Origin of the sequence: Psychromonas sp. SP041 (assembly GCF_000470315.2) — a bacterium.
Lineage (GTDB): Bacteria > Pseudomonadota > Gammaproteobacteria > Enterobacterales > Psychromonadaceae > Psychromonas.
The window spans coordinates 33,174-57,598 of record NZ_CBRF02000018.1 but is presented as its reverse complement, the minus strand read 5'-3'; the positions used below and the strand labels follow the sequence as shown (position 1 = coordinate 57,598).

Annotated in this window: 19 protein-coding genes and 1 pseudogene; 13 read left to right on the top strand and 7 right to left on the bottom strand. The window is 35.1% G+C overall.

Features of this window, described 5'->3' with window-relative positions; all coding sequences use genetic code 11:
- Positions 1–101: 101 nt before the first annotated feature.
- The 3 genes from SP041_RS11585 to SP041_RS11575 form a co-directional block, all read right to left on the bottom strand.
- Positions 102–5,006 carry a DNA repair ATPase gene (locus SP041_RS11585; protein WP_051368411.1) on the bottom strand — a complete coding sequence of 1,635 codons (4,905 nt, stop codon included), beginning with the start codon at positions 5,004–5,006 and terminating at the stop codon, positions 102–104.
- 154 nt (positions 5,007–5,160) lie between these two features.
- On the bottom strand, positions 5,161–7,218 hold the full coding sequence (locus SP041_RS11580; protein WP_025562664.1) for a hypothetical protein: 2,058 nt from the start codon (positions 7,216–7,218) through the stop codon (positions 5,161–5,163).
- 19 nt (positions 7,219–7,237) lie between these two features.
- The gene (locus tag SP041_RS11575) at positions 7,238–7,873 is read right to left on the bottom strand and encodes a hypothetical protein (protein WP_025562663.1); all 636 of its coding nucleotides are present in this window, start codon (positions 7,871–7,873) and stop codon (positions 7,238–7,240) included.
- Positions 7,874–8,749: 876 nt separating this feature from the next.
- Between SP041_RS11575 and SP041_RS11570 the strand changes: the two genes are divergently transcribed.
- Both SP041_RS11570 and SP041_RS11565 read left to right on the top strand, forming a co-directional pair.
- Positions 8,750–9,175: a hypothetical protein gene (locus tag SP041_RS11570; protein WP_025562661.1), complete on the top strand. Its 426-nt coding sequence runs from the start codon at positions 8,750–8,752 to the stop codon at positions 9,173–9,175.
- 179 nt (positions 9,176–9,354) lie between these two features.
- Entirely contained in the window at positions 9,355–9,678 is a 324-nt protein-coding gene (locus tag SP041_RS11565) for a hypothetical protein (RefSeq protein WP_025562660.1), read from the top strand.
- Between the two features lie 379 nt (positions 9,679–10,057).
- On the opposite strand, the gene SP041_RS11560 is transcribed toward SP041_RS11565, so the two are convergent.
- Complete coding sequence (locus SP041_RS11560; protein ID WP_025562659.1) at positions 10,058–11,011, bottom strand: HPP family protein; 954 nt, start codon at positions 11,009–11,011, stop codon at positions 10,058–10,060.
- Positions 11,012–11,432: 421 nt separating this feature from the next.
- Here SP041_RS11560 and SP041_RS11555 point away from each other — a divergent pair, with 421 nt between their 5' ends.
- From SP041_RS11555 to SP041_RS11540, 4 genes and pseudogenes are all read left to right on the top strand, one after another.
- Positions 11,433–12,272: a LysR family transcriptional regulator gene (locus SP041_RS11555; RefSeq protein ID WP_025562656.1), complete on the top strand. Its 840-nt coding sequence runs from the start codon at positions 11,433–11,435 to the stop codon at positions 12,270–12,272.
- 249 nt (positions 12,273–12,521) lie between these two features.
- Entirely contained in the window at positions 12,522–13,145 is a 624-nt protein-coding gene (locus tag SP041_RS11550) for a LysE family translocator (protein WP_025562655.1), read from the top strand.
- 352 nt (positions 13,146–13,497) lie between these two features.
- Positions 13,498–14,016, top strand: coding sequence for a TetR/AcrR family transcriptional regulator (locus SP041_RS11545; RefSeq protein WP_025562653.1), 519 nt, complete (start codon positions 13,498–13,500; stop codon positions 14,014–14,016).
- A pseudogene (locus SP041_RS11540) lies at positions 14,016–15,045 on the top strand (alcohol dehydrogenase family protein). Before SP041_RS11545 ends, SP041_RS11540 begins: the two are co-directional and overlap by 1 nt.
- Before the next feature lie 469 nt (positions 15,046–15,514).
- Here SP041_RS11540 and SP041_RS11535 read toward each other — a convergent pair.
- From SP041_RS11535 to SP041_RS11525, 3 genes are all read right to left on the bottom strand, one after another.
- Complete coding sequence (locus SP041_RS11535; RefSeq protein ID WP_137297829.1) at positions 15,515–16,120, bottom strand: YitT family protein; 606 nt, start codon at positions 16,118–16,120, stop codon at positions 15,515–15,517.
- A gap of 1,117 nt (positions 16,121–17,237) precedes the next feature.
- Positions 17,238–18,365: a zinc-binding dehydrogenase gene (locus tag SP041_RS11530; RefSeq protein ID WP_137297828.1), complete on the bottom strand. Its 1,128-nt coding sequence runs from the start codon at positions 18,363–18,365 to the stop codon at positions 17,238–17,240.
- 143 nt (positions 18,366–18,508) lie between these two features.
- On the bottom strand, positions 18,509–19,189 hold the full coding sequence (locus SP041_RS11525) for a glutathione S-transferase family protein (protein ID WP_137297827.1): 681 nt from the start codon (positions 19,187–19,189) through the stop codon (positions 18,509–18,511).
- Positions 19,190–19,557: 368 nt separating this feature from the next.
- Here SP041_RS11525 and SP041_RS11520 point away from each other — a divergent pair, with 368 nt between their 5' ends.
- From SP041_RS11520 to SP041_RS11490, 7 genes are all read left to right on the top strand, one after another.
- A complete protein-coding gene (locus SP041_RS11520) occupies positions 19,558–20,013 on the top strand; it encodes a hypothetical protein (protein WP_137297826.1) in 456 nt (151 codons plus the stop codon).
- Between the two features lie 169 nt (positions 20,014–20,182).
- The gene (locus SP041_RS11515; RefSeq protein WP_137297825.1) at positions 20,183–20,446 is read left to right on the top strand and encodes a hypothetical protein; all 264 of its coding nucleotides are present in this window, start codon (positions 20,183–20,185) and stop codon (positions 20,444–20,446) included.
- A gap of 65 nt (positions 20,447–20,511) precedes the next feature.
- On the top strand, positions 20,512–20,919 hold the full coding sequence (locus tag SP041_RS11510) for a lysozyme inhibitor LprI family protein (RefSeq protein WP_137297824.1): 408 nt from the start codon (positions 20,512–20,514) through the stop codon (positions 20,917–20,919).
- Between the two features lie 422 nt (positions 20,920–21,341).
- Positions 21,342–21,701, top strand: a complete 360-nt coding sequence (locus SP041_RS11505; RefSeq protein WP_137297823.1) for a DOPA 4,5-dioxygenase family protein — start codon at positions 21,342–21,344, stop codon at positions 21,699–21,701.
- A 319-nt stretch (positions 21,702–22,020) separates the two neighbouring features.
- Entirely contained in the window at positions 22,021–22,530 is a 510-nt protein-coding gene (locus tag SP041_RS11500; protein ID WP_137297822.1) for a hypothetical protein, read from the top strand.
- Between the two features lie 168 nt (positions 22,531–22,698).
- Positions 22,699–23,508, top strand: coding sequence for a 2OG-Fe(II) oxygenase (locus tag SP041_RS11495; protein ID WP_137297821.1), 810 nt, complete (start codon positions 22,699–22,701; stop codon positions 23,506–23,508).
- A 186-nt stretch (positions 23,509–23,694) separates the two neighbouring features.
- On the top strand, positions 23,695–24,252 hold the full coding sequence (locus SP041_RS11490; RefSeq protein ID WP_170968545.1) for a bifunctional adenosylcobinamide kinase/adenosylcobinamide-phosphate guanylyltransferase: 558 nt from the start codon (positions 23,695–23,697) through the stop codon (positions 24,250–24,252).
- The last annotated feature ends 173 nt before the right edge of the window (positions 24,253–24,425 follow it).

The window sequence follows — 24,425 nt, the reverse complement described above, 5'->3', positions numbered from 1 at the left end:
ACTTACGACCTCATCAATGAAGTGATAAGTGAGTTATATTAAACCAATTAAAGTGATGCTATTAAAAGCAATAAAGTGTTTATTGCTTTTATTTATTACTTTTACTTATTATTAATGGCATTCACGATATCATTCAGTTGACCTACAATTTGCTGTCCGCTATCTGTTTCATCGCCGCCCATTGCTAAGTTTCGTTTAAAGTCAGCCTTTATCGATGCCCAGCGTTTATTCTCTTCTGAGGTTAATAACCCTCGTAATTCAGCTAATTTTAATAGATTCGCTTCAGTGCCTGTTGTGAGTAACTGCGATTCACCTTGGTAATGATCATCAACCAAGTCGGCTAATTCTTTATCGGTCATAATGGCAGAGATCTTTTCAGCCATTTTATTCATATTACGATATGAACCTTGTAACTTGAATGGGGGCTCTGTGCAGTATTTAGGATCTTGTGCACTTGACTGAATGTATTGTTTATTCACTACAGCAACAACTGTCTGTATTTTTTGTAGTTTTTGTAACACCGTCACGATCTCTTTGCTTTCAGCGCCACTATATTGGTGACTAAAGTCAGTATTCGCTATGTTTTTGCCCTCTGCCATATCAACAAATTTATAGACATCATCCATCGAGCGACTGGCTAAAGGTGCTAACACTGCATTGGAAGAGAGGGCGTTTTCAATATAACTTAAGTTGAACACCTCTTCTTTACCACTTAATACATCACCTAGGTTATAAATATCTGCTCGGTTGGCTAACATATCTGGAATTTGGAATGTTTCACCGGTTTCAGTGTAGGGATTACCGGCCATCACCACACAGAACTTTTTACCGCGCATGTCATAGGTCTTGGTTTTACCTTGCCATACCCCTTCAATTTTTCTTGTACCATCACAAAGCGAAATAAATTTTTGTAAGAACTCTGAGTTGGTATGTTGAATATCATCTAGATATAACATGACATTACTGCCCATTTCTAAGGCTAGATTAAGTTTTTCTAGTTCTTGCTTTGCTGCGCTGTCGGTTGCACCATTTGGATCAACGGATGTCACTGAATGACCAATAACAGGGCAGTTAATTTTCATGAATATTAAACCAAGACGATCCGCTACATATTCCATTAGCGTCGTTTTACCGTATCCAGGCGGGGATATCATCAACAATAACCCCATCAAGTCGGTACGTTTACTGCTGCCTACTGTGCCCATTTGTTTGGCGAGGTTATCACCAATTAATGGTAAATAAGAATCAGAAATTAAACGGTTACGCACAAATGATGATAATGGTTTTGCTTTAAATTCATCTAAGCGAAGTAATGACTTTTGTTCGGCCATAACCTGTTGACGCGTACTTAAGTAATCTAAGTATTTTGGTAACACTTGTTGATGGAAATGATTGTTACGATCCAGAAAATCAGGTAATTGAATCGTTAAGGCTTGTTCTTTAATAAGCGTATGATTACCTAGCAACCCTGTAATGGTAAATTGAATATCAACTTCACGATCATTTCTGTCGATACGTTTTTCCGCATTAAGAATACCAATCGCTTCGCCGATAAATTCATATAAGTCTGTTTTACCTTGTGACTCAACAAATGCTGTTAACCAACTTTCTGTTAACTGCCAGCGTTTACCTGTTGCGCCTTGTAATTCGTTCAATAATTTTAGGTAGTCTTGCCAAACATCATGTGTATTTAAATACGTTGTAAAATCATCACATAAACGACGAGCATATTTACTGGTATCAAAACTAATTTGATCTTTTGCGAGCTCTTCACTTAAGTATTCACTTGCTCGTGCAATGATTTGTGTTGAAACAGTGAATTGATGTTTTGCTACAAAGGCGGTTAATGATTGTTGAATTTCATTAATGATGGTCGTTTTTGCCGTTAACTGGCCAAAAAGACGTTGCATCTGAGCTGCATTCTTACACGCTTGATGCCACAGTGTTTGAGGTTTTTCGGCTTGCGTATTAGCCCAAAAAATACAGGCTAACCCTCTCGCAAATGGACTGTGAACAAATACACCTGCGGTTTCATAAGCTGGGAATAATTTGGTTAATATTAATGTGGCATCAAAATCATGTATGCCTTTCTCATAACCTTCTTTATAACGTGTACTGGCAAATTCGCTGACTAATTTAGAGAGTAATTCTTGGCTTCCTACTACTGCGCTAAGTGATTGCCATGTTAAGCCATCCGTTTGATTAATAGCGGCTTGTAATATCGAATAAGCTAAGAATTCACTGCGGTATAGCGAGGTCGTTTCAGATGGATAATGTATATTCCAGTAAGGTTTTAAGTCATCTAATTTAGCATGTTGTAAGATTTGTTCATAATCTGTACCGGCTAATCGGACATACATCTGTTCGCCTTTTGCTAATATACTTAAATCTAAGGCTTGCTTGTTCACTGAGAATTTGTGGCGAGGACCTAACTTGATGACATTGCCACCTTCCTCAAATAAGTCACTTTTATCACGTAAAGAGCGTAATGCTTGTGCTTTAATGGCTTTTAGTTTTGCATCGATATCTTCCGCTTTAACTGAGCTATCAAGCTGGTTTAGCTGTTTAATTATATCGCGAATTTTATTGATTAAACTATCGGCTGCAAAAAAGGTATTCATTTCACTGGCTTCAGTAAAACGATTAATACGTTTCGTCACTGAGGATAAAATACGTTTTGCAGCATCCTCTAATGATTGTGCCTTGCGTTGTCTTGTTTCAATAAGCGTTTGACGATGGGCTTCAAAAGATTCAAATATCTCATCACGTTTTGTGACAATATCGCCAATGAATTCATCATATTCGCTGAATTCACTTTCTAATTCTTCAACTTGTACCATTAATCGTGCTGATTGCTCATCACATTTATCGGGTGAGGTTGAAAGGCTTAGCGCATTGTGAATGGTTTGGTTTAATAGTTTTAATCTTGCTGAAAATTGAGCTTGTGCTTCGTGGCTACCAAAACTTTTTTGTTGGTGGCTGAGCTGGGCTTTTTGCTGATTAATTTTACTGTATAAGGTAGAAACCGCATCAACAATCTGTGTTTGCATAGTGGCATCAGATACTTTTAATGAAGCCATGATCTGACTAATCAGATCTAATCCTTGTGAAATATCGTTCAATGCCTCTATTTGAGGAGATAGTTCTGCGGTAGATTGGGCCTTTTCACTGCTTGAAATAATCTGTTCAAGGTCACTGTAATAACTTTTTAAAGCATCATCAGACGATAAGAACTCAACAGTTTGTTGATTCAATTCTTCACTTGTTTTAGTCAGTTTTTGGTTTAATTCATCAATCGCCGTTACATCAATATAACGGTATTCTCTAATGGTTAATAAATGCCCTTGTTGTGCTGAGATGGTATTTAATCCATCTACAAAATCCTGCGGAGTATGCCAACTGCCAGGCTGAATTTGACGTAATATCTCGACTTGCTTTTTACTTGCTTCACTTAATGCTTTGTCTGATTGTTTACGAATACTTTCTACTTTTTCATATTCATCTATCACTGCTTCCGAGGTTTCTTTCACCGTATAAAGCAGGTTGCGGATCGGCTCAAGTTCTTTGCTGTCTAGCCAATAATAAGCATCAAAAATAGTGGCGCAATGTTTGATCAAATCATTGTAATGATTAGCAGAGCTGGCTTCTTGGTGAATACTTTTTGAGATGGTATATAACTCAGAAATACCACGTACAAGATCAGTGTTACCTATTTTACCGAAGAAAGTAGGGGACTGAATTTGTTGGCTAGCAAAAACATCTGAATAATAAGCTGTTTGCCAAATTTGCACAGGGTGAATGCGGCTTGCTTCTTGTTCTGCATAAAAGATGATCATACGGCCATCTTCATAGAAACCATAACCATGTCCAAATATTGGGTTTTGCAATGACTTATTGATTAAGTTGTATGGATATAACGCCACGATATTAGTATGTGGTTGATAGAACACGAATAGCACATCTTCGCCGTTAGGTGATTTCTTGGTGCTATTAAACACTAAACCTTCTAGATTATCTTCGAAGGTTTTAAACTCTCCGGTGGTGAGATAATAACCACCAGGGAATATAATGCCGTGGTTTTCAGGGAGTTGTTGGCACGAGTCGCCAATGGCATCAAGACGTTGTATATGTTGGTTATTTTTATTAAAAAGCAGGTATCGAAAATGCTCTTCTTGATAAGGTCTTATCTTCAATAAGATAATAGGGTCAAGGTCTGCGTAATAAAATTCAGCATCATTAATCGATTGATTGCTTTCTTGTACTGGCTCACTGTAGATACCTTGACCGACATCGGTATTATCTTCAATTTTTATGGTGATATCGCCACGTAAACTGTCAATGAACAAAGTGTCCAATATATTGATATGTGGATTACGCCCATCGATAACGTCTTCACGGCTACAACGATGCCATTTGAAATCATGAGTATCAGGCAGTTTTAAGTCACGTTCACCGCGATTATCGATATATTCAATATCATTACCGCTGACTTGCCAACGGAATACGCGAATATCCGTTAGTTTTTCACCAATGCTAAAGGCGGCTAACAGTTTGTTATTTCTTAATACTAACTGTGAGAGGGTGGCATCTTTATAATACGCATACACTTCTTGGAATTCAGTAACAAACCGAGGGTCTGATAGAAAGGAATTAGCTAACTCGACGTGCTTTAATTCATATTGCTGTTCGACTTGTTCTAATTTAAACAGAGAAAGAACATCACTTAACAGCGTTTGTTTTTTTAAACCTAGGAAAACATTATAACCGAATAGTACATAATCGCCGACGATCACTAAGTCTGTTGCTTGGCAATTATGTTCTGTTCGAATACGAGTACGCCCCAACACTTTCATTTCAGTCGCGCCGAACTCTTTTTGTCTCTCTAAGTTGAGCTGTTGCGTTAAGCTATCTAGTTGGTTGCCTTGTTCTTCAAGACGTTTACGAATGATTTCATAGGCGCCACCTTGTGCTACGGCTTGTTCTACTATCGTTGATTTATCAGTCACAATTACTTCCTAAACAGCTTTAATTGATAAGTCAGAGCAGGGCTCTGACTATAGATAGGTTAAATGGCTTGCTACTCAGGTAATCGTTTAATCAGGTGATTGAATATGACACATTCCTTATTAAACGATTAAATGCTGAGTAGGAAGAGGTTAATTAAACCTCAGGCGTTTTGGTTGTTTCTGTGATCGGTTGGTTTATCTCTTTTTCATTTGAGGTACCAGCCAATAATTTCTCCATCAAGCTTTGGATAACAGGGCTCTTTTCTAAGAATCCGTTAATCGCATTACCTGCGCCTAATCCTTTGTATAATTTATCAAAGTATTCACCTTGCCCACCCACAATATCGATATTCGCATGTTTAAGTGCCGCACCTAATACACTTGCTTGATCGTTTGAAATTTCTTTATTCGCTTCAATATTAGCGAGTGTTTGTTTGAACTCTATTTCAAGGTTCATACGGAACTCTTCAAATTCTCTGCTTTCTTTGCTCATATTGTTCATTGCAGCAAATTTTTCAACCAGACCATCGGCTTCCGCTTTACCCTTCTCACGAATGATGTCAGCTTCACTGATACCAATTTCACGAGTAGAGACAGCTTCCGCTTTCCCTTTTTCAGTTAATACTTGCGCTTCACTTAAGCCAATTTCACGTTTAGAAACCGCTTCTGCTTTACCTAGTTCTTCATTACCGCGAGCTTCAGCAGTGAGCTTTTCTTCCAGTACTTTAGCTTCTGCAAGTCCGGTCATTTCAGTTGCTTTTGCTTGTGCTTCTTCTACTCGAACTTTAGCCAGACCTTCTTTCTCTGTTGCATCTGCTTTTGCTATTAGGACTTTTGCATCTGCTAAACCGTGCGCCGCTTGCTCTGCTTGTGTACCTTCTGCGAGTTTTTTAACAGACTCTGCTTCTTTAGAGGCAACTTCCAGGTTTGCTTGCGCCATTAAGTTGATTTCACGAGACTTATGTTCTGCTTTTTGTTCATCTGCTTCAGCTTGCTTAACAACGCGAAGTAGTTGTTCTTGTGCTGTTGCTTCCGCTTCTATGATAGTAATTTGTCTTAGACGGTCAGCTTCTGAAACTTCTTGCACTTCTTTAATGCGTTCTTCTTCTTCAGCCACTTTACGGTCTACTGCAATTCGTTCACTGATAGTTTGAGCAATGATTTTACGTTCTTCTTCCAGCGCTTTTTCTTTATCAATTTCAGATAACTCAACTTCGCGTTTACGATTAACGATTTCCATTTCTTGTGCTCGAATGACTTTTTCTTTCTCAATAATAACGGCGCGTTCTCTGCTTTGTTCAGCAATTTCAACTTGACGTTGTTTAACCTGGTCTCGTATAGCGATTTGCTCATCAGCCTCTAGTTCTGCTTGTTCTGATTTGCTGCGCTCTTCTTGTTGAATTTTCTTTGTTTCAGCTTCTTCACGTGCTCTAACGGTTTCGATTTCACGCTTCTGTTTTGATTCAGCATCGACTTCTTGACGTTCTAACGCAAGCATTGCTTCACGTGTTTCTACGTTCTTTTTGGTAATAGAAAGAGATTCATCTTTTTCTAAACGGTTAGTTTCAATATTTTGTACTGCGGTTTTTTCAGTAATTTTACGAATACCTTCAGAGTCTAAAATGTTGTTTGGATCTAAACTAGATTTTGGTGTTTGCTCTAAGTAATCAATAGCAACATCTTCTAATACATAACCATTAAGGTCGTTACCTACGACTGTTACAATCTTTTCACGAAAGCCCATACGATTTTCAAAAAGCTCAAGAAAGTCCATACCTTTACCCGCGGTTTTTAACGCTTCAGAAAATTTAGCATTAAATAACTCGTTAACCGCATTTTTGTCAGACGCACGGTCAACACCAATTGCTTTTGCTACTTTCAATACATCATCACGTGTTTCATTTACACGTAAGTAAAAGGCCACTGTAATATCTGCACGCAAGTTATCTTTACAAATTAAACCATCACTACCGCGGCGGTCGATCTCAAGGGTAATTAATGAGATTTTCATTATTTCCATCTTGTGTACAACCGGTAATACCATCCCACCTGTAAAATGTACTTTTGGCTTTGAGGACATATCATTCACGATCATTGCATGCCCTTGACTAATTTTTTTATAAAAGGCACTGAATGTCATTGCCAGTAATATAACGATGGCAATGACAGCAACTACTGCAGTACCTATGGTGATTAAGATACTAGTATCCATGGTTTAAGCTCCGTATTTATTATTGATTGAATTGTTGTTCACTCACGACAACATAGACGTTGTCTATTTCTAAAAAGTCGATAATGACGACTGTTTCGCCATATATGTACTGATGTGTGCCGTCTGCTCTCGCATTAAGTATTAAACTAGCGCCGTCACGAGAGCATTCAACTTGCCCAGATATGTTGTCAATTTTAGTGGTTCGTACTCGTGCTCTTTTACCCATTAAGGTTTCTTGTGTGGGGCCTTGATTAATAGAACGAAATAGTGGTCTGAGTGGGGTAATGGTTTTAGCCGTAAGAGGGATTGAAATAGCACCAGTAACGAATAAGATAAAAGTGTTTAAAAGAAAGGTTAAAAAATTGCTATCAAGATAAATAATACCGCTAAGTGATGTTATTATTGAGCATAATGTCCAGCTATATAATATAAGAATACTGAGTACTAAAGTGAAAGGAACACCAGTTAATCCAAGTGTGACTAGCACGCCTAATGCACCACCCACTTCAGATGTGTCGAGATCTATATCAATATCTAAAACATCCATTTCAAATAAACCAATAACGGTCAATAGCCAAAATAATAATATTATTAACAATAATGTTGTGTAAATAACAGTTGGGTAGCTCGTTATATTAATGAGGAAGTGTTCCACAAATTTTCCTTTATATGTTCGGTTTACTGCTAAAACAAGATGTTATTTCTGTTTAGGCTAGTATTAAATGTAGCGATCTTTTGTTGTTTATAATTATTTTCTGCTCAGAGATTTAACGCTTATTAAGATCGCGTAAATCTTGTTTAATGAGTGATTAAACGAGAAAACTATTATTTGATGATTTTATTATATTTGTGGTTGGCGCAAAGAATTTACTAAAAAGTATAAATAAAGTCAACGTGTTAAGTAAAAGTTATTAAATAACTATGAAGAATATTTTCGAATCATTATTTTTATTGAGTTTAGGTTCGCCTCTGGGTCGTTAGCTTTAAAACTAACTCTGCGCCGCCACCATCGATAAGGACTCGCCACTATCATCATGTTGCGCCTTGATTTGGAATCCAAGCTAACGACTGAACAAAACATCTTGAACGGTAATGGATATATATAGCAAAAATAATCTTCAGCTTGATGTTAGGTATATTGAAGATGAGGTAAGGACTCTTAAATAACAAAATGCTAGAAAAGTTACGTCTACATTTTAATTCATTAGTGCATAACAACTTTTATAATTACAACATCATTTATTTTTTTGTTGAGGGATACTTCAATAAATAAATCGATGTTGACTATAAATTAAATATTCTATTCTCTTCTCTTTTTTCTTTAACTCGATAAATTCTTATCTTAAACTCTCACTTTAAATTCATTAAAAATAATTAAAATGTTGATTTTAAATGTAGATAAAGTAGCCTTGCGAAGTTATTTAATAATAACGTTTTCTGTTGTTTTTCATTAGGAATACAATACTTTATTATCAGTCATTTAGTTATAAATGGATTAGTTTATAACATTAATATTTAAGGATAAATAAGAGTGAATTTTATAAAAGGCATGACACTAATTTTAGCTATTGTAGTGTTATCAGGTTGTGTGAGAGGGTTAAATTCCATTGAAAAAAAAGAGTATGCAGCTTTTGAACGTGATGGTGTATTAATTGAAGAAAAAAATCCTACAACGGGTGCTGTTTTAGGTATTTTACCTGGATTTGGTTCTTTTTATGTAGGCCAACCTAGTTACGGACTGGTTAATTTATTACTTTGGCCTATTTCTATCTTGTGGGATCCTATTAGTGGTTATGATGGTGCAATGTCGATTAATTATGATGTGACTAAATATCAACTATATAAAAATAAACAAGCCGAATTTTCTGTTTTAGCTGAAAAACTGGCCACTCAACAGATTAATTACAATCAATATCTAGCTGAAAAAATAAGCATAGAACAAAAGTATAATTACTAAGATCTGTTTTTAACTCCTATTTTTGTAATGTTGAATTTTTATCATTTTGATAGGAGTTCAATTTTTATTTTATGGTGTTTTGACTGTTCATTAAGTGAATAAAAGCTAGCCTACCTAACCTATCAATCTCTTTCATCGAATGACTCTATTTTTTAAGTCGTTCATATGCAGGTAAAAAAATGCAAGTAAATCAAGAAAACGTTCAATTACTTTTAGCAACTAAGCATAAAATGCAATATTCATTATTTGGATTGTTAGGTATTTTTTTACTCGTTTTTTTTATTGAAAGTCAATTTGGAGGTATCAATATCATTGCTTATATTTTTGCTGTCTTAGCGCCCACACTCTGGTTAATCACGTTATTTTTTATTTTTAGAGTTAATTATCTTGTTAATTCACTTTTTAGTGCGCTGTTTAGAGTGGTTATTTCTATTATTCCAATATTTATGTTCTATGTTGTTTATCGCTCTTCTTACGATACTAATGTTTATATTAAGCGATAATAAAGCATATCGATAATAATTCGTAAGTCTTTGTATAAAATTATAAAAATATAAAATTATAAAATTATAAAATTATAAAATTATAAAATTATAAAATTATAAAATTATAAAATTATAAAATTGAAATCATAACTCTCATTGTCTATATCTATTGCCTCTGAACCCTTTAGCTTCGTCCTTTTGGCATGCTGTTTTAGATGCTAGAAGGTCGTTTGTTATGACCCAACCTTAGCCATCACAAATATCACTTTCAGATCCGCTTGATTATCTTTATGATTCTAGCTCATTGGTTTTCATTTTATATATGATATCAATCTAGCTTTCATTATATGCCTTAAAAATACTTTGCCGTATTAGGTTTCAAAATTAGGTTATCGCTTTAAGTCAATCTTTCCCATATACCGATATTGTTTTTGTTCACTTTAAACTTAGACCAAGCAATAAACTCCTTTACTGAACAAGATTCTAAGAGATTTATGTTTTCACCTGCGAGTACAAAGTATTTTACGGTCTTTTTATTACTTATCGTTAATACTTCTCTAATCTCCCATTCTTTTCCTATTTTCCCGTTGCTATAGGTTTGGCCTGATTCAATATTGTGTGGATGTACGTTGTCGTATTCAGCATGTTGCTTGGCTTTTTCAAATATCTCATTCCAACCTTCATCGGTCATATCGATAAATGAACCATGTTCGGTCACTGCCTTCATGAAATCCTCAACAGTCACTTCATTGGCTCTTGCACCAGGTGAAATAGTGTTGGTTAGGTTATTTTTGTAATATAAATGAGACGGATATCGTCGCCAACTAAATGGATAATTTAATGCGATTGCAACTGAAATAATGATTAAGCAGTTTAATAATGTCGGGATCAGTAAATAACTATAACCTAATTGGTGGATAGTATCTCCCCCTAAAACAGCACCTAATGCCGTTGCTCCACCTGGTGGGTGTACACACCTTAACAGTGACATCGTCATTATCGAAAACGATACAGACAACGCTGCAGCGGTTGCTAGATCATTACCGAAATATTGATAACAAGTCACCCCTATAAACGCGCTAACGAGATTACCTACAATCACTTGCCAAGGCTGAGACAACGCACCATGAGGAACAACAAATACAAGAACTGAAGTCGCTGCAATAGGAATTAAAATATAAATATTGGCATGCACATTAAAATAGCTTAATAGATCTTTGGAGATGTAAATGACACACAGTGTCGCTAATAAAGCGGTGAATGATGAAACAATTATTTCTTTAAAAGTGGGCCCTATTGTCGGGATACCTAAAAATAATTTAATCTCTTTGGTTAATCCATTATTCATCATTTAGCGATATCCAATTCTTTTAAACTTACTAATTTAAATGCACACAACAATTGATATAGGACAGCTACCGCATTGGTTCGAGCAAAAGTAAAAACAACCCAAACTGCCATAAACCAAGTCATCAGATCATTAATAATTAGTTGAATTATTGTTTTCTTAGCATCCATTAAATGAACTGAAAGTATTGTTAGTAAGGCTATAAAGAGGGCGTTCAACATTAAGATATTACTACGATTAATAAGTTTAAAAATATTCAAAGATTTAATACTTGTCTCCAATAATAAATAGCCATAATTAATGCTCGCACCATTATTGGTCGTTGGCACTAATTTGGTGCGAAATAATATAATAAATCAATGAGTAATGTATAATGAATAATATATCGATTTATTATTGATTATTTGAATGTAAAGGTGAGTAAGTGGATTATATTTTAGCTAAAACATTTCTAACTATTTGCGACTTGAACACTTTTGGTGCAGCCGCAGATGAACTTAACGTGACTCAAACTACCGTCACCGCTCGCATAAAGTCTTTAGAAAAGGTGTTGGAGTGCGCCTTATTTATTCGTAATAAAAGTGGTGCGTCACTAACAAAAAATGGAGAGCACTTTAAATCTTATGCGACACAAATAGTGCAAACGTGGGATGCTGCTAAAAGAGATTTGCCGTTACCTGAAACAGTGAAAGGTAGTTTAGCTATCGGTGTTGATTTGACGTTATGGAATCCTATTGCGGCAACGTTAATAACGCATTTGAATGAAACCGCCTCAGAGTTAGCGATAACCATTGAGGTAGGCGACAATAAACAAATGTGTGAGAAAGTGCGCTCTGGTGGGTTAGATATTGCGCTTGTCCATCAACCGGAATACAGCTCTCGAATTGTGGTTGAACATTTATTAGATGAAAAACTGGTAAGAGTTCAATCAGTCAATAAGCCTACTCCGTACCTTTATGTCGACTGGGGTGAAAAATTCAAAAGATTGCACGATTCTGCTTTACCAGAATTAGCGCGAAGTAATATATCGATCAGCTTAGGGCCTGTTGCTTTACAAGTGATGCTTAAAAGTGGTGGTAGTGGTTATTTTAGAACAAGAGTTATTAATCGATATTTACAACAAGGGTTACTTGAATTAACCCCTGATTCTCCACAATTTTCGTATCCTGTGTATTTAATTCGATACGCTAAAAAAGAGTTAAATATTAATAATTTAAAGCAACATCTTATACAAGTGTTAGAAAGTGAAGATGATTGGTTCTAACTATTTGATAGCCGTGATGATTTAATAAAATATGGCACATCAAACAAAGTATATGAATACAATACAACACTCTTTATGGTTAATTTTAGGGTTTTGTTAATCGGTTAGTTAATTGTTAATCGGTGAGCTAATTGAGGTGTATTTTAATTGTTCAGTGCTTTAATTTATTTTTTGGTGTAAAACTAGATTGTATGGCTTCTTTTACTAAATCAGCACAGATCTTTTCTGGTAGGCTTTTGGAGATGGTTCATGAATATCGATACGTTAATAATATATGTCTTTGTCGCCTTTTTTTATATCATCAGTCCTGGTCCTGCAATTTTACTCGCAATTTATAATGGCGCAGTTAATGGCAGTAAAGTCGTTATGGTATCTGCCTTTGGCAATATTATTGGTTTAATGATGTTATCAATATTGTCGATCAGTGGTCTTAGTGCGATCCTTTTAGCGTCTTCGACTGTATTTCTTATGGTTAAAATAGTCGGTGCTTTTTATCTTATTTATTTAGGGTTTCGACAGTTATTTTCAAAAAATAAAAGCTCAAAAGAGATATCTGGTATTAACAATAACCGCTCTTTGAGGTCTTACTTCAAAGAAGGTTTTTTAGTGGCGGCGACAAATCCTAAACCAATTTTATTCTTTGTTGCATTGTTCCCTCAGTTCTTAGATACAACTTATTCAATTATCCCCCAATTTATCATTATGACGGCTATATTCATGGCCTTTTCATTTCTATCATTATTTTGTTATGGCTATTTAGCACAAAGAGCAAAGGGAGTGCTATCAAATATAAATAACATGAAATGGTTCCATAGAATCAGTGGTGGATTATTTGTTGGTATGGGGACGAGTGTTTTATTTATTAAAAACTAGCACCTCTGCATACCTATCATTTATGATTGGGTCAGATCGTAAATGGGGGATACCTTAAAATTATTAATATTAACGTCATTCTTTTTACTATTTTCATTATCTTACATTCTCCAATTCTCCAATTCTCCAATTCTCCAATTCTCAACTTTTCTATAAACGCTGGTTACTGTCGCACTATATGCATGTTAAAACTTAAATAGCTGAAAGCTGGCTATAGATTATAGGCAGTAGAAAAACGAACGTTATAAATATTTTCCTCTTTAAATTAGCCTGTTTAATAAAGAATATTGACGAAGTAGAATGATCGCTCTACTCTTTGGTAGAGTAATCATTCTACTAAAGAGTTTCATTTATGCTTAAAGAGAAAATCACGGCCTCTCTTGAAAAAGAGTTCAGTCAATATGGGTTTGCAGAGCCAAGTGTCGCTCAATTAAAAGCGGCTTGTAATGTTAGTTTACGCACCTTATACAAATATTACCCTTCCAAAGAGATGATGATAGTTGCTGCATTAAACTATAGACATCAACGATATATTGCTTTTCTACAAAATAAATCACCTACTAGTGGTATTGACGCCATTCTGCATATTTTTAATAAACTTGAACAGTGGATGACGGAGTTTGCACCCCATGGTTGTTTGTCTATCAATGCAATTTCTGCTTTTCCTGATAATGCGGATATAACGAGTGCGGTTAAAGCTCATAAACGAGATGTTCGTATTTTTATCGGTCAGCAAAGCCAACGAGAAGATCTCGCGACACAACTTTTTCTATTACATGAAGGTGTCTCTAATGCTTGGCCTGTCTTAGGGAAAGAAGCAATAACGTCAGCTAAAAAAGCTATTTCACAACTTATGGAGACAAATAAATAATGGTTAATATTCCTAAAACAATGAAGGGCATTGAGCTTATCGGATATGGTGACATTGATATGCAACAATATAGTCGTGACATTACGGGTCCCACACCACAAGCTAATGACGTGTTGATCAAGGTGTCTGCTGCTGGCGTTAATAATACTGATATTAATACGCGTATTGGTTGGTATTCAAAAGGAGATGAAAACGATTTAAGTTCGAGTTGGTCCGGTAATAAGCTGAATTTCCCGCGTATTCAAGGTGCTGATGTTTGTGGAACCATTGTTGCTGTGGGCGATGGAATTAGTAAAGAGCGTATCGGCGAGCGTGTTTTAATAGAGCCTTGTCTTAAGGAAGCTGGTGGTCAAACACTTGATTCACCTTGGTACTTTGGTTCTGAGTGTGATGGTGGATATTGCAGAATATACGGTAGTTGCCTCAAAACATGCTTACGAAATAAAAAGCATATTGTCTGATATTGAATTGGCGTCTTTTCCTTGTTCATATTCAACGGCAGAAAATATGATGGTGCGATCTCAAGTAACATCAAAAGATAAGGTGCTGATCACGGGGGCATCAGGTGGGGTTGGCTCTGCTGCCATTCAACTTGCAAAAGCGTGCGGGGCTTACGTTATTGCTGTCACTAGCCCAAGTAAAAATCAACAATTGTTAGATTTAGGAGTCGATCAGGTCATTACCAGAGACGCTAATTTATCTGAAGTATTGGGCGAAAATAGTGTTGATGTAGTCATTGATCTTGTTGCTGGAAAGCAGTGTCCACAATTGTTAGAGGCATTAAAGCCTAAAGGGCGATATGCTGTATCTGGCGCGATTGGTGGCGCTTTGATGGAACTGGATGTTAGGACTCTTTACCTAAAAGATTTAAGTTTTTTTGGATGTACAGTGCTTGAACCTGAAGTCTTTAAAAGTTTAGTAAACTGGATTGAACAAGATAAAATTAAGCCAATCGTCGCAGCTACTTTTCCATTGGAAGAGATAAATAAAGCGCAAGATACGTTTTTGAAAAAGGCGCATGTGGGTTAAATTGTACTTAACGTTTCTGAGTAAAACTTAATAGCGGATGTGTATCTATGAAGACTGTTTTTTGTTTGTCCATCATCAATGACTGGTTTAATAGTTCATTGATAGAGACACTTCACTTCTGCTTTATTAGTTAAGTTAATTCTACCCGTTACCGTTTAAAGGTACTTTGTTCGGTTGTTAGCTTGGACTCCAAGTCAAGGCGTAACATGATGACAATGGCGAGTCCTTATTGAAGGTTGCAACGTAGAGTTGGTTTTTTTAAGCTAACGACCCAAAGAGCAAGCTGTGAAATCAACACCTTCGTTTTTAGAAAACGTTGTTAGAAAGTGTCGATTTAACGCGTTAGATCTTCCTCTTTCTGCCTAGAATGTGTTTACTTCACCGTTTGCTGAATTTTACACATTGAATGGTAACGGGTATATATCTACACAAACTATATTTATGTGTTTATTACTCATCATTAACACAGTTATCTTGCACTATAACGGCCTGGTTTATGGTTTATAACCAGTATTAAGTTATAAGAAATAGCACCGACGATTGATAACGCGATAGCATTCCAATCTACAATGAATATGGCAAGAATAAGAACGACACAATCCACCGCCATTTGAAATTTACCAATAGATATTCCATATTGTTTAGCTAAGTATTGGGCGAGAATAGTTAATCCTCCTAAGCTAGCTTGGTGTCTAAATAACCCCAGTAAACCAGATCCAACTAATAACCCACCAATGAACGCTGCATATATCGGATCCAAAAATTCAAATTGCATGAAAGAAGGAGCGTACTCAACAAAAATAGACAAGAGAAACACAGAAATAAAGGTTTTTAATGTAAAAGCTAAGCCAAGTTGTCGATATGACAAATAATAAAAGGGTAAGTTGATAACAAAAAACACATCACTAAATGAATATGAAGATGCATATTGCCCTAAGAAGGCTAAACCTGCGGTACCACCAATAAGCAACCCCGTTGATTTGAAAAACGTAATGCCAAGAGCCGCAAGAAGAGTACCTATCAATATGCCTTGAGCATCTTCAAACAATGAGTGTTGAGCTGATTTTGTAGACATAAGGAGCCTAATTATATGTTCGAGAATAAAAAACTAAGGATAAATTAATGCACTTTGAATGTTTGAAGTCGTTTAAACAATTCTTCATCATTTCCACTTTTTCTACCTATCCAAATTATGCACTTATTATTTGAATCTAATAAACAATAAATGAGAAACAATAAACTATTAATAATTAAAGAATAAATAGCAATAATTAGACCAATAATTAATATTCAATACCCCACATAACAACGCCGCTAATTTAGTGCTGTTTTGACCATAAAACAACCGCATTATTGAATAAAGTTGCATTAATATGGTGCAAGAATCACAAATGTTTGCATTGAAATCGTACACATCATTTTTCTATCCCCGTTATCGTTTAAGGTGCTTTGTTTAGTCGTTAGCTTGGACTGAAAATCTAAATCAAGACGCAACATGATGACAATAGCTAGTCCTTATTGAAGGTTGCAACGCAGAGTTTGTTCACCTCAATGTTTGCTGAATTTTTCATCTTGGATGGTAACGGGTATATGTAGTTGTTTTTTTAAATCACTTGAATTGAGGGACTTATTTTCTATTTAACCTTGATTCTAGTTAATGAAAGGATAATTGCATTTAAAATTATGAGGTTATGTTTTTCATTATACAGTAGCGAGATAGCTAAAGTTAACGATTGAGCAAGTTAAGTTATTAATTCGGGTTGTTAACCTTTATCTTTAAAGCTTAGTTTTCTCTCCTATTTTCTTGCTCAACTGAACCTTCAATTTTATTTTAAATGGCAACGAGCGTATGTATTTTTTTGATGAGAAAGGTCATGGTTTTATATCAAAAGGTTTTATATCAGAAGTTGTTTAGTTGTTTATTCCGCTATCAGATTTAACAATCTAGAGGTCGTGGTAGGTTTTTTCTGGCGAGCTTATCAGTGTAAATAACGTCAGTTAAAATAATAACTTGGATTTAATGATAAATGAGTAAAAAATACGATTAAGGAAATAAAACATGACAAGGAAAATAAATGAGCTCATGAGTGCTCCTGACAATAAAAAAGCAGATACCATCATCAATATCTGCTTTTATATACGTTAACGCTTAGTCAGTTAAGAGGCGGTGTTTTAAATATTTCTCGCACACGTTATTTTTGAGGTGTAATGAGGTATTTTTCACCTGTTGCTTGTTTAGAATAAGCAGCTATTGACTGTAATTTCAATGCCTCTGACAATGACACTTCATGTGTATAGTGACTTGCAAAAGTCGTCGTAATTTCATCAGCCACACGTTTGCGCATTGCAACGATGGTTTCAGAGCCTAATTTACCAAGCGCATTGAATAATAAGAATCCATTCACACCCCAAGCAAAACCAAAGTTACGATTTATTGTAATGGGACCACGATTTAACGCACCATAAATGTAAACTTGTTTGAATGTGTCAGAACCATAAATAGAGTGCTCTTTCATGTTTTTGGCTGCGGCTACTTCCATACAGTTAATAATGTCACTGGTTAACTGTCCACCCCCAATCGGATCAAACGCAATCGTCGCACCTGTTTCAATAATTGCTGCTGTTAAGTCATCAAGGAAAGACTCACTACTTGAGTTGACAATGTATTTAGCACCCATATCACGTAACAATGCTTCTTGTTCTGGTTTACGCACAATATTAATTAAATCAATACCGTCGGCAATACAAATACGGTTTAATATTTTTCCAAGGTTAGAGGCTGCGGCTGCATGAATAATCGCTTTATGGCCTTCTGCTCGCGTCGTTTCAACCATTGCTAACGCGGTAAGTGGGTTAACAAAAGACGATGCGCCTTGCTTAGCCGTTGTGCCTTCTTTTAATTCGAGACAATTTTGTATATTGGCGCAATGATATTGGCGATAACTACCTCCGCCAATTACTGCAACCACTTTACCCATTAATGCTTGTGCCGCAGGTGATGATCCGGCGGCGACTACTGTTCCAGCCCCTTCATTGCCGACAGGCGTTGCTTTACCGACACGCGCTTTAAGCGAAGGCATAAACTGAGCTGGCACATCTGCGGTAACAACTGGGCTATTTTCTGTGCCAGATTGAACTGCTGTTGATAGGTCGGCAGCGCTAAATAGAACACCTAAGTCTGATGGGTTTAAGGGTGCCGCTTCAATGCGAATAACCACTTCATCGGCATTAGGTTGTGGCATGTCGATGTCTTGTAAGGCAAGTGTTAATTTATTGTCTTCGCTGATAGTTGAAGTCAGTTGAATATTGGTATTTGTCATTTCGATTTTCTCCTACAAATAAGTAAGTTATTAACCAATTATTTTTATATTGATTATGTTTTTTTGGATGAGCTAATGAGTGCCAACTGTCTTGAAAAACACCGAAAAGAATCATTTTATTTTCGTTTTTAGTGCATCAACAATTACTGCTTAGCTTTTGAAGCTCTAATTTGAGCGGTTACTTTTTTAATAAATTCGGGAATATTTGTTAAACGATCTGCTTCAATCTTTTGAGCAATGGGTGAGTGACTCATAGACTCATTCCATTCTGCCATTCCTGGAATCTCTGCCAGTACATCCCATTCAAGTTGGCTAGATGCAAACTTACTGACAATGCTATTAACGTAATAAACGTAGATATCGGCCATTGTAAATTGCTCACCTGCAATCCATGGTGAAAATTGAGATAAATGACTTAATGCGGTAATACCACGTTTTAATACTTGGCGTATTTCTGCTTTAACCGGCTCAGGTGCTTCAGTACCAGAAAAGGCATAAGGTATAAAGCGTCTACTTGGCAATTCAAAGTAAAGCTCTGCTATTTTCATTATTTGACGCACAACAGCACGTTCGCCACTATTTTCAGGGTAGAGTTGAATATCAGGGTAAGTCTCTTCTAAAAAGTCACAAATCACGCTCGACTCTGAAATATTTAAACCTTCGGGTGTCGTGATAGCGGGCACTTTACCTACTGGGCTAATGGCTAATAACTCTTTGCTGCCTGCGTAAAGGAGATTTTCTTGAAATGGTAATTGTTTATAGAGAAGTACATGTTTCACTAGATTGTAATAGTTACTAGCGGCAAAACCGTGCAAAATTATCATAATTCACTCTTCTATTCTTAAGGTAAAATATTAACGTAGAACATCTGCATAAAGCATTCATGTAAAGTTGTTGTTAATGTCTTAATAAAGCATGCACATATAAGACGCTCCAACGGTAACAAGGTGCAATGTTTAATTTAAAAATATTATTACACCTTTAAATGTCGTTATATATGAGGAGTAATGTGAATCACTATTGTTTTTAAAGCAACAATAAGGCGAAACATTACTGTAAATCCAACTGTTAAGCCCATAGGTCGCTTTTAGAGATTACATTAATCAAAGCTAATCATTATTGATGATTTCATTTTGTATTAGGTGTAAAAAATGCACTTATGATACATTTATAAAATGACAAATAAAAATCAATGTTGTTTGAGTTTCTTATACAAGAAATAGAAAAATTTAATTTAAAAGAAAATATTAAAGAAAACTATCAATTAGAATTTGAGGAAAAAAGAGTTTCTTTAACTATTTCAGGAGTCATCATTGAGAAGCAATATAAATTAGAGGATGGATCTTTTCTTTTATTCTCGACTGATAATTGTGCGTTTGAAGAACAGTTGCATTTGACGCTAATAAGTCATGATCTTAAGTGTATAGATAAGATTGATCTTGGCCTCGAATATGTGTCTGGAACACTCGATAATATCCAAGTAATAAATAATCACTCTATTGAATTTGATTTCTTTCCAAATACTAGGTACCAAATTTTTATTAAGAATTCGGGCCGACACTTATTTACTAACCCATTATCAGAAGTTCATTATTCTAAACCGATTCTTTCAAAGAAATATTTAAAAATAGCTAAATTAGCTTGTTGAGATACTGGTGCTCGCTCAGTTGTAGTTCGACTCTAAAAGAGAGAAATTAATGTTTTATAGTCATAAAAATGCATAATAAAACATATAAATTATGCGAGTTTAATTTTTAAAATACTGTTGATTTAGTCAATTATTTTGAGTTATTTAATTAACTGTTATAAGGACGTGTATGGAAGAGAGTCTTAAGTTTGCTTTAGTTATTATATTTCTGCTTCTTAACGTTAATTTATTAATGTTGGTATTGGTTAAGCGGGTGTTTTTATTTGGACAGCATGTTAAAAAAAATGAAAATATGTCTATTTTTCAATTGAAAATGCAATGTAATCGATCTTTCTCTTTAGGGAATTGGTACCGAAAAGGTGAAAAAGGATACACCACTGCGATAGTGTGTAATCTTGCTATGTATGGCGGGATTTTATGGTTGTTATTGTAGGTAAATCAAAAGAAGCTTGGGATATTTTCCGAAGTATGTCGCTTGTAAATTAATACGAGGTTTAAATGAATAAATTTATTTTCTTGATGTTTGCCATCTACTCAAGTTTTGCGGTGAGCGATGAAATTGATTGTAATAACATGATCAGCACGTTGGATATCAATTACTGTGCAGGCGTTGAGTTGAGCAAAGCAGAACTCGAAATGACAGCTTACTTAGCTAAAAGTAAAGAAAGAAATAGCGACGATAAAGAGTTGATTGCGGCTATTGATAACGCTCAACAGGCATGGGGCGTCTATATTGAGGCACATTGTAGTTCTATTTATACTATGTGGCGAGACGGCAGTATTAGAGGCGTTATGTCTTTGAATTGTAAAACTAAATTAACCAAGCAAAGAACACATGAAATATGGTCAAATTTTCTGACTTATATGGATAGTACACCACCGGTATTACCTGAACCAAAAGTTTAAAGGGCATAGATGGTCGCTCTTTGTAAATCAAGTTTAGATTGATTTTTATCTACTATGTCATTTGTTTTTTAGTGATAACGTTATTTTTATTGATGATTTATCAAACTTATATTGTGTTTGCTTGAGAGTCGATTGGTTGCGCTTTGTTACACGCTTTTATTTACTATTTTATTTACTATTTTATTTAGTCTAATGCGGTAAGAAATACGCAAGAAAGACCTCTGAATATCCACTTCAATGGGTTGAAAGGAATACATTACCTTTCTTCAATTTTTTAACATCGACATTTGTATTTATGACATTATGTGTAAGTATTACACCTTGTTTCCATTTAGATGAACAACAGAAAATAGTGGCTTCTACAACTACGCGATAATATTTTAGTTAAGATTATAATATTCACAGTATTAATAGGTAAATTAATGAATGTAGATAAATTTCCAGTCAACGATCATGATATGTACCATGCTCATGTTTATTTTGAGCAAGAGACTGTAACGTTTGCCACCATGCTATGTGAAAAAGCAGCTCACTTATTTGGATTATCTATGGGGCGAGTTCACCGTAGAAAAATAGGTCCACATCCTAAATGGAGCTGCCAAATAATTTTCACTTCAAATGACTTTAATATGCTTATTCCATGGCTTGAGAATGAGCGAAATGGTTTAACAGTATTTGTTCACGCAGTAACGGGTAATAACTTAAAAGATCATACTGATATGGCATATTGGTTAGGTAAACCGCAAGATCTTAATTTATCTATATTTAAAGCCGATGCATAGTGTGAAGATGTAACAGCATAAGTTCAACTGAAATACTTTGTTCGTACATCCATAAGACATCGCGTGTTTAGTCTATATCATAATATCTATGCTTTAAATTGCAGACTCTTTCTTATCTTTTTTCAATTCTGAATATGCTCTTATTTATTTCAATTACTCAATCTTATTTACCCAATTGTTTAATTAGAGACGAATAATTAATTTAATATCAAGTAAATGTCAATTAACGTGGCTTTCGTTTTAATAGTTCGTCTCAGTATAACTCAGCTATTTACTGTTATGCCTGTGAATAATTAAGTTAATATTAAGGTAATTTATAATGGATATCGTTGATTTATTTTTTAAACAAACAAATTTTGATGTTTTAATTAAAGAAGCCATAGAAAAAGACATTATTTATATTGGTAACAATACAGATGATACGATAAGTGGCTTTGGTTATAGTGAAGACTGGTTAGGTCTTGGTGAGCCTTGTGATTTATGGTTAGCTTCGATTCTAACGGTGGAAGGGGAGCAAGAATTAGATGAAGATGATAAGTATGCGACAGGTTCTTGGGATGGTTTTGATCAAAGTTCTAACCCTGATTCAGTTGCGATAACGGATAAAATTTGTCAACAAATGTGGGATGCTGTTGAAGCGATTGAAAATGAAGAGTTGCAGGAGTCTTTTCATGAACGAGTTAGAGTGCGTAGTGCTGACATTTTAATTAGTTGTATTCCTCTCATTAAAGCAAACTTTACAACAATAAATCCATTTTTTGTTTCCATTGCAAGCCACGATGAAACGGTTGAAGCTAAAGACAGAATGTTAGCCTTAATAGAAAATTAAGTTGTTGAAATTAGTGTCGGAAAAGTAGCTGATATACTTTTTTATTAATGACGGTGTTGATTTATTTTTTGAATCTAAATTTCTATTGTTATTGTCATTGTTAGTGATAAGTTAGTTAACATTATTTCTCGCTTTATTAATATTCAAACCTTATTGGAATACCGATGTATGACATTAGAAGCAATAAAAGAACTGATCATCACTCAGCTTGAGCAACAAACAGAGTCTATTTTGAAACAATGGTCGACGCATCAAGGTACCTCAACGAATTATTTTTATATTGATAATTTATTACCTGTCGCATTAGTTGATGAAATTTATATGGCTTTTCCAAAAGAAGGTGATGGTTTTCATAAACGTAAAAGTTTCCGTGAACAAAAAAGTACCTTTGCTGCTTTAGCGAATAGCTCTGCTATATTGAGTGATATTACTAAAGCCTTTCAATTACCTGAGGTGGTTGAGAAAATATCATCGTTAGTGGGTATGAAAGCATTAGAAGGTGATCCTACTTTGTATGCTGGTGGGCTTTCAATGATGTTTAAAAATGACTTTTTAAATCCGCATATTGATAATAGCCATGATGGAAATAGAAAGCGCTATCGTAGATTAAATTTACTGTATTACGTAACGCCAGAGTGGATGCTTGAGAATGGCGGTAACTTTGAGTTATGGGATGCGAAAGTGACTGTTCCTGAGACCATCATTGCACAATTTAATCGACTTGTTGTGATGGAAACGAATAATAAATCTTGGCACTCAGTGAGCCCTGTTATTGCTGATAATGCAAGGTGTTGTGTTTCAAATTATTATTTCTCTGAAATATCACCTAACGGATTAGAGTACTTTCACGTCACCTCTTTTACTGGTCGACCTGGCGAAAAGTGGAAAAGAACCGTCGGTGTTGTTGATAATTTCCTACGTAATAATGTTGCTAAGGCACTAAAAACAGGTCGCGGAAAAGGGCTTATTAATAAATAATAAATCCTTTTATATGTCGTTTTTAATGTCATTGTTATGCTGCGCTACTTAGTTGAAAGCTACGTGATTTAATTGAAAGTATATTGTTTAGTTTAAGTAGGTTGTTTAGTTAAAATAGGTTGCTTAGTTTAAAATAATGAGACAAAAAATAGTCTCAAAATTACGTTGATGTTAAAAAGGGTGGTTATGATTCAGTTGTTTATTGGTGGTGTGCGAAGTGGCAAGAGTGCCGCTGCAGAAACGTTGTTAATTGAACGTGTTAAATCTCATTCTTTAAAACCTGCCTATATTGCCACTAGTGTTGCTTTTGGTGATGAAACGATTGAACGTATTGAAAAACATAAGCAAAGTCGTCAAGCACAGTTTGAGTTACCCATTTCTACTTATGAATTAGATTACCAACAGGTTGATTTGTTATCTGTTTTACAATCATTGAACTCCTCAGAAAATATTGTGTTGATTGAATGCCTTTCTACCTGGGTAGGGTGGTATTTATGTTTAGACAATTCTTTACAGCAGAACTTAACAATAATGGAACAACAACAAGCCTCTTTATTGTCTTTTTTAACGACAGCTAAATGTGATGTGATTATTGTAACGGGTGAAGTCGGATGTGGTTTAATTGGTGAAACACCTTTACAAAGACGTTATGCTGACAAGCTAGGCGAGTTAAACCAAAAAGTGGCTGCGTTATCTGAACATGTATTTTTAGTGACGGCAGGGATCAAGCAAACACTTAAATAATTAACTTTTTACCTGTTTGATTTGATGGAAGTTCTCATGAACAGTTAAGTGTTCTTACACATTCCTATCTCAAAGTGTTTGTTTTACTTCAATATTAAATAGAGATTTAAGCCGATATTGAGCAGTATGTAGGTTTGTTTTAAATAAAATTTAATTTTTTATAAATTTCCCCT

Coding starts and splice junctions, on each gene's coding strand:
- SP041_RS11580 (WP_025562664.1), bottom strand. CDS start 7,218: ATGGATACTAGTATCTTAATCACCATAGGTACTGCAGTAGTTGCTGTC.
- SP041_RS11565 (WP_025562660.1), top strand. CDS start 9,355: ATGCAAGTAAATCAAGAAAACGTTCAATTACTTTTAGCAACTAAGCAT.
- SP041_RS11560 (WP_025562659.1), bottom strand. CDS start 11,011: ATGATGAATAATGGATTAACCAAAGAGATTAAATTATTTTTAGGTATC.
- SP041_RS11550 (WP_025562655.1), top strand. CDS start 12,522: ATGAATATCGATACGTTAATAATATATGTCTTTGTCGCCTTTTTTTAT.
- SP041_RS11545 (WP_025562653.1), top strand. CDS start 13,498: ATGCTTAAAGAGAAAATCACGGCCTCTCTTGAAAAAGAGTTCAGTCAA.
- SP041_RS11535 (WP_137297829.1), bottom strand. CDS start 16,120: ATGTCTACAAAATCAGCTCAACACTCATTGTTTGAAGATGCTCAAGGC.
- SP041_RS11530 (WP_137297828.1), bottom strand. CDS start 18,365: ATGACAAATACCAATATTCAACTGACTTCAACTATCAGCGAAGACAAT.
- SP041_RS11525 (WP_137297827.1), bottom strand. CDS start 19,189: ATGATAATTTTGCACGGTTTTGCCGCTAGTAACTATTACAATCTAGTG.
- SP041_RS11520 (WP_137297826.1), top strand. CDS start 19,558: ATGTTGTTTGAGTTTCTTATACAAGAAATAGAAAAATTTAATTTAAAA.
- SP041_RS11515 (WP_137297825.1), top strand. CDS start 20,183: ATGGAAGAGAGTCTTAAGTTTGCTTTAGTTATTATATTTCTGCTTCTT.
- SP041_RS11510 (WP_137297824.1), top strand. CDS start 20,512: ATGAATAAATTTATTTTCTTGATGTTTGCCATCTACTCAAGTTTTGCG.
- SP041_RS11505 (WP_137297823.1), top strand. CDS start 21,342: ATGAATGTAGATAAATTTCCAGTCAACGATCATGATATGTACCATGCT.
- SP041_RS11500 (WP_137297822.1), top strand. CDS start 22,021: ATGGATATCGTTGATTTATTTTTTAAACAAACAAATTTTGATGTTTTA.
- SP041_RS11495 (WP_137297821.1), top strand. CDS start 22,699: ATGACATTAGAAGCAATAAAAGAACTGATCATCACTCAGCTTGAGCAA.
- SP041_RS11490 (WP_170968545.1), top strand. CDS start 23,695: ATGATTCAGTTGTTTATTGGTGGTGTGCGAAGTGGCAAGAGTGCCGCT.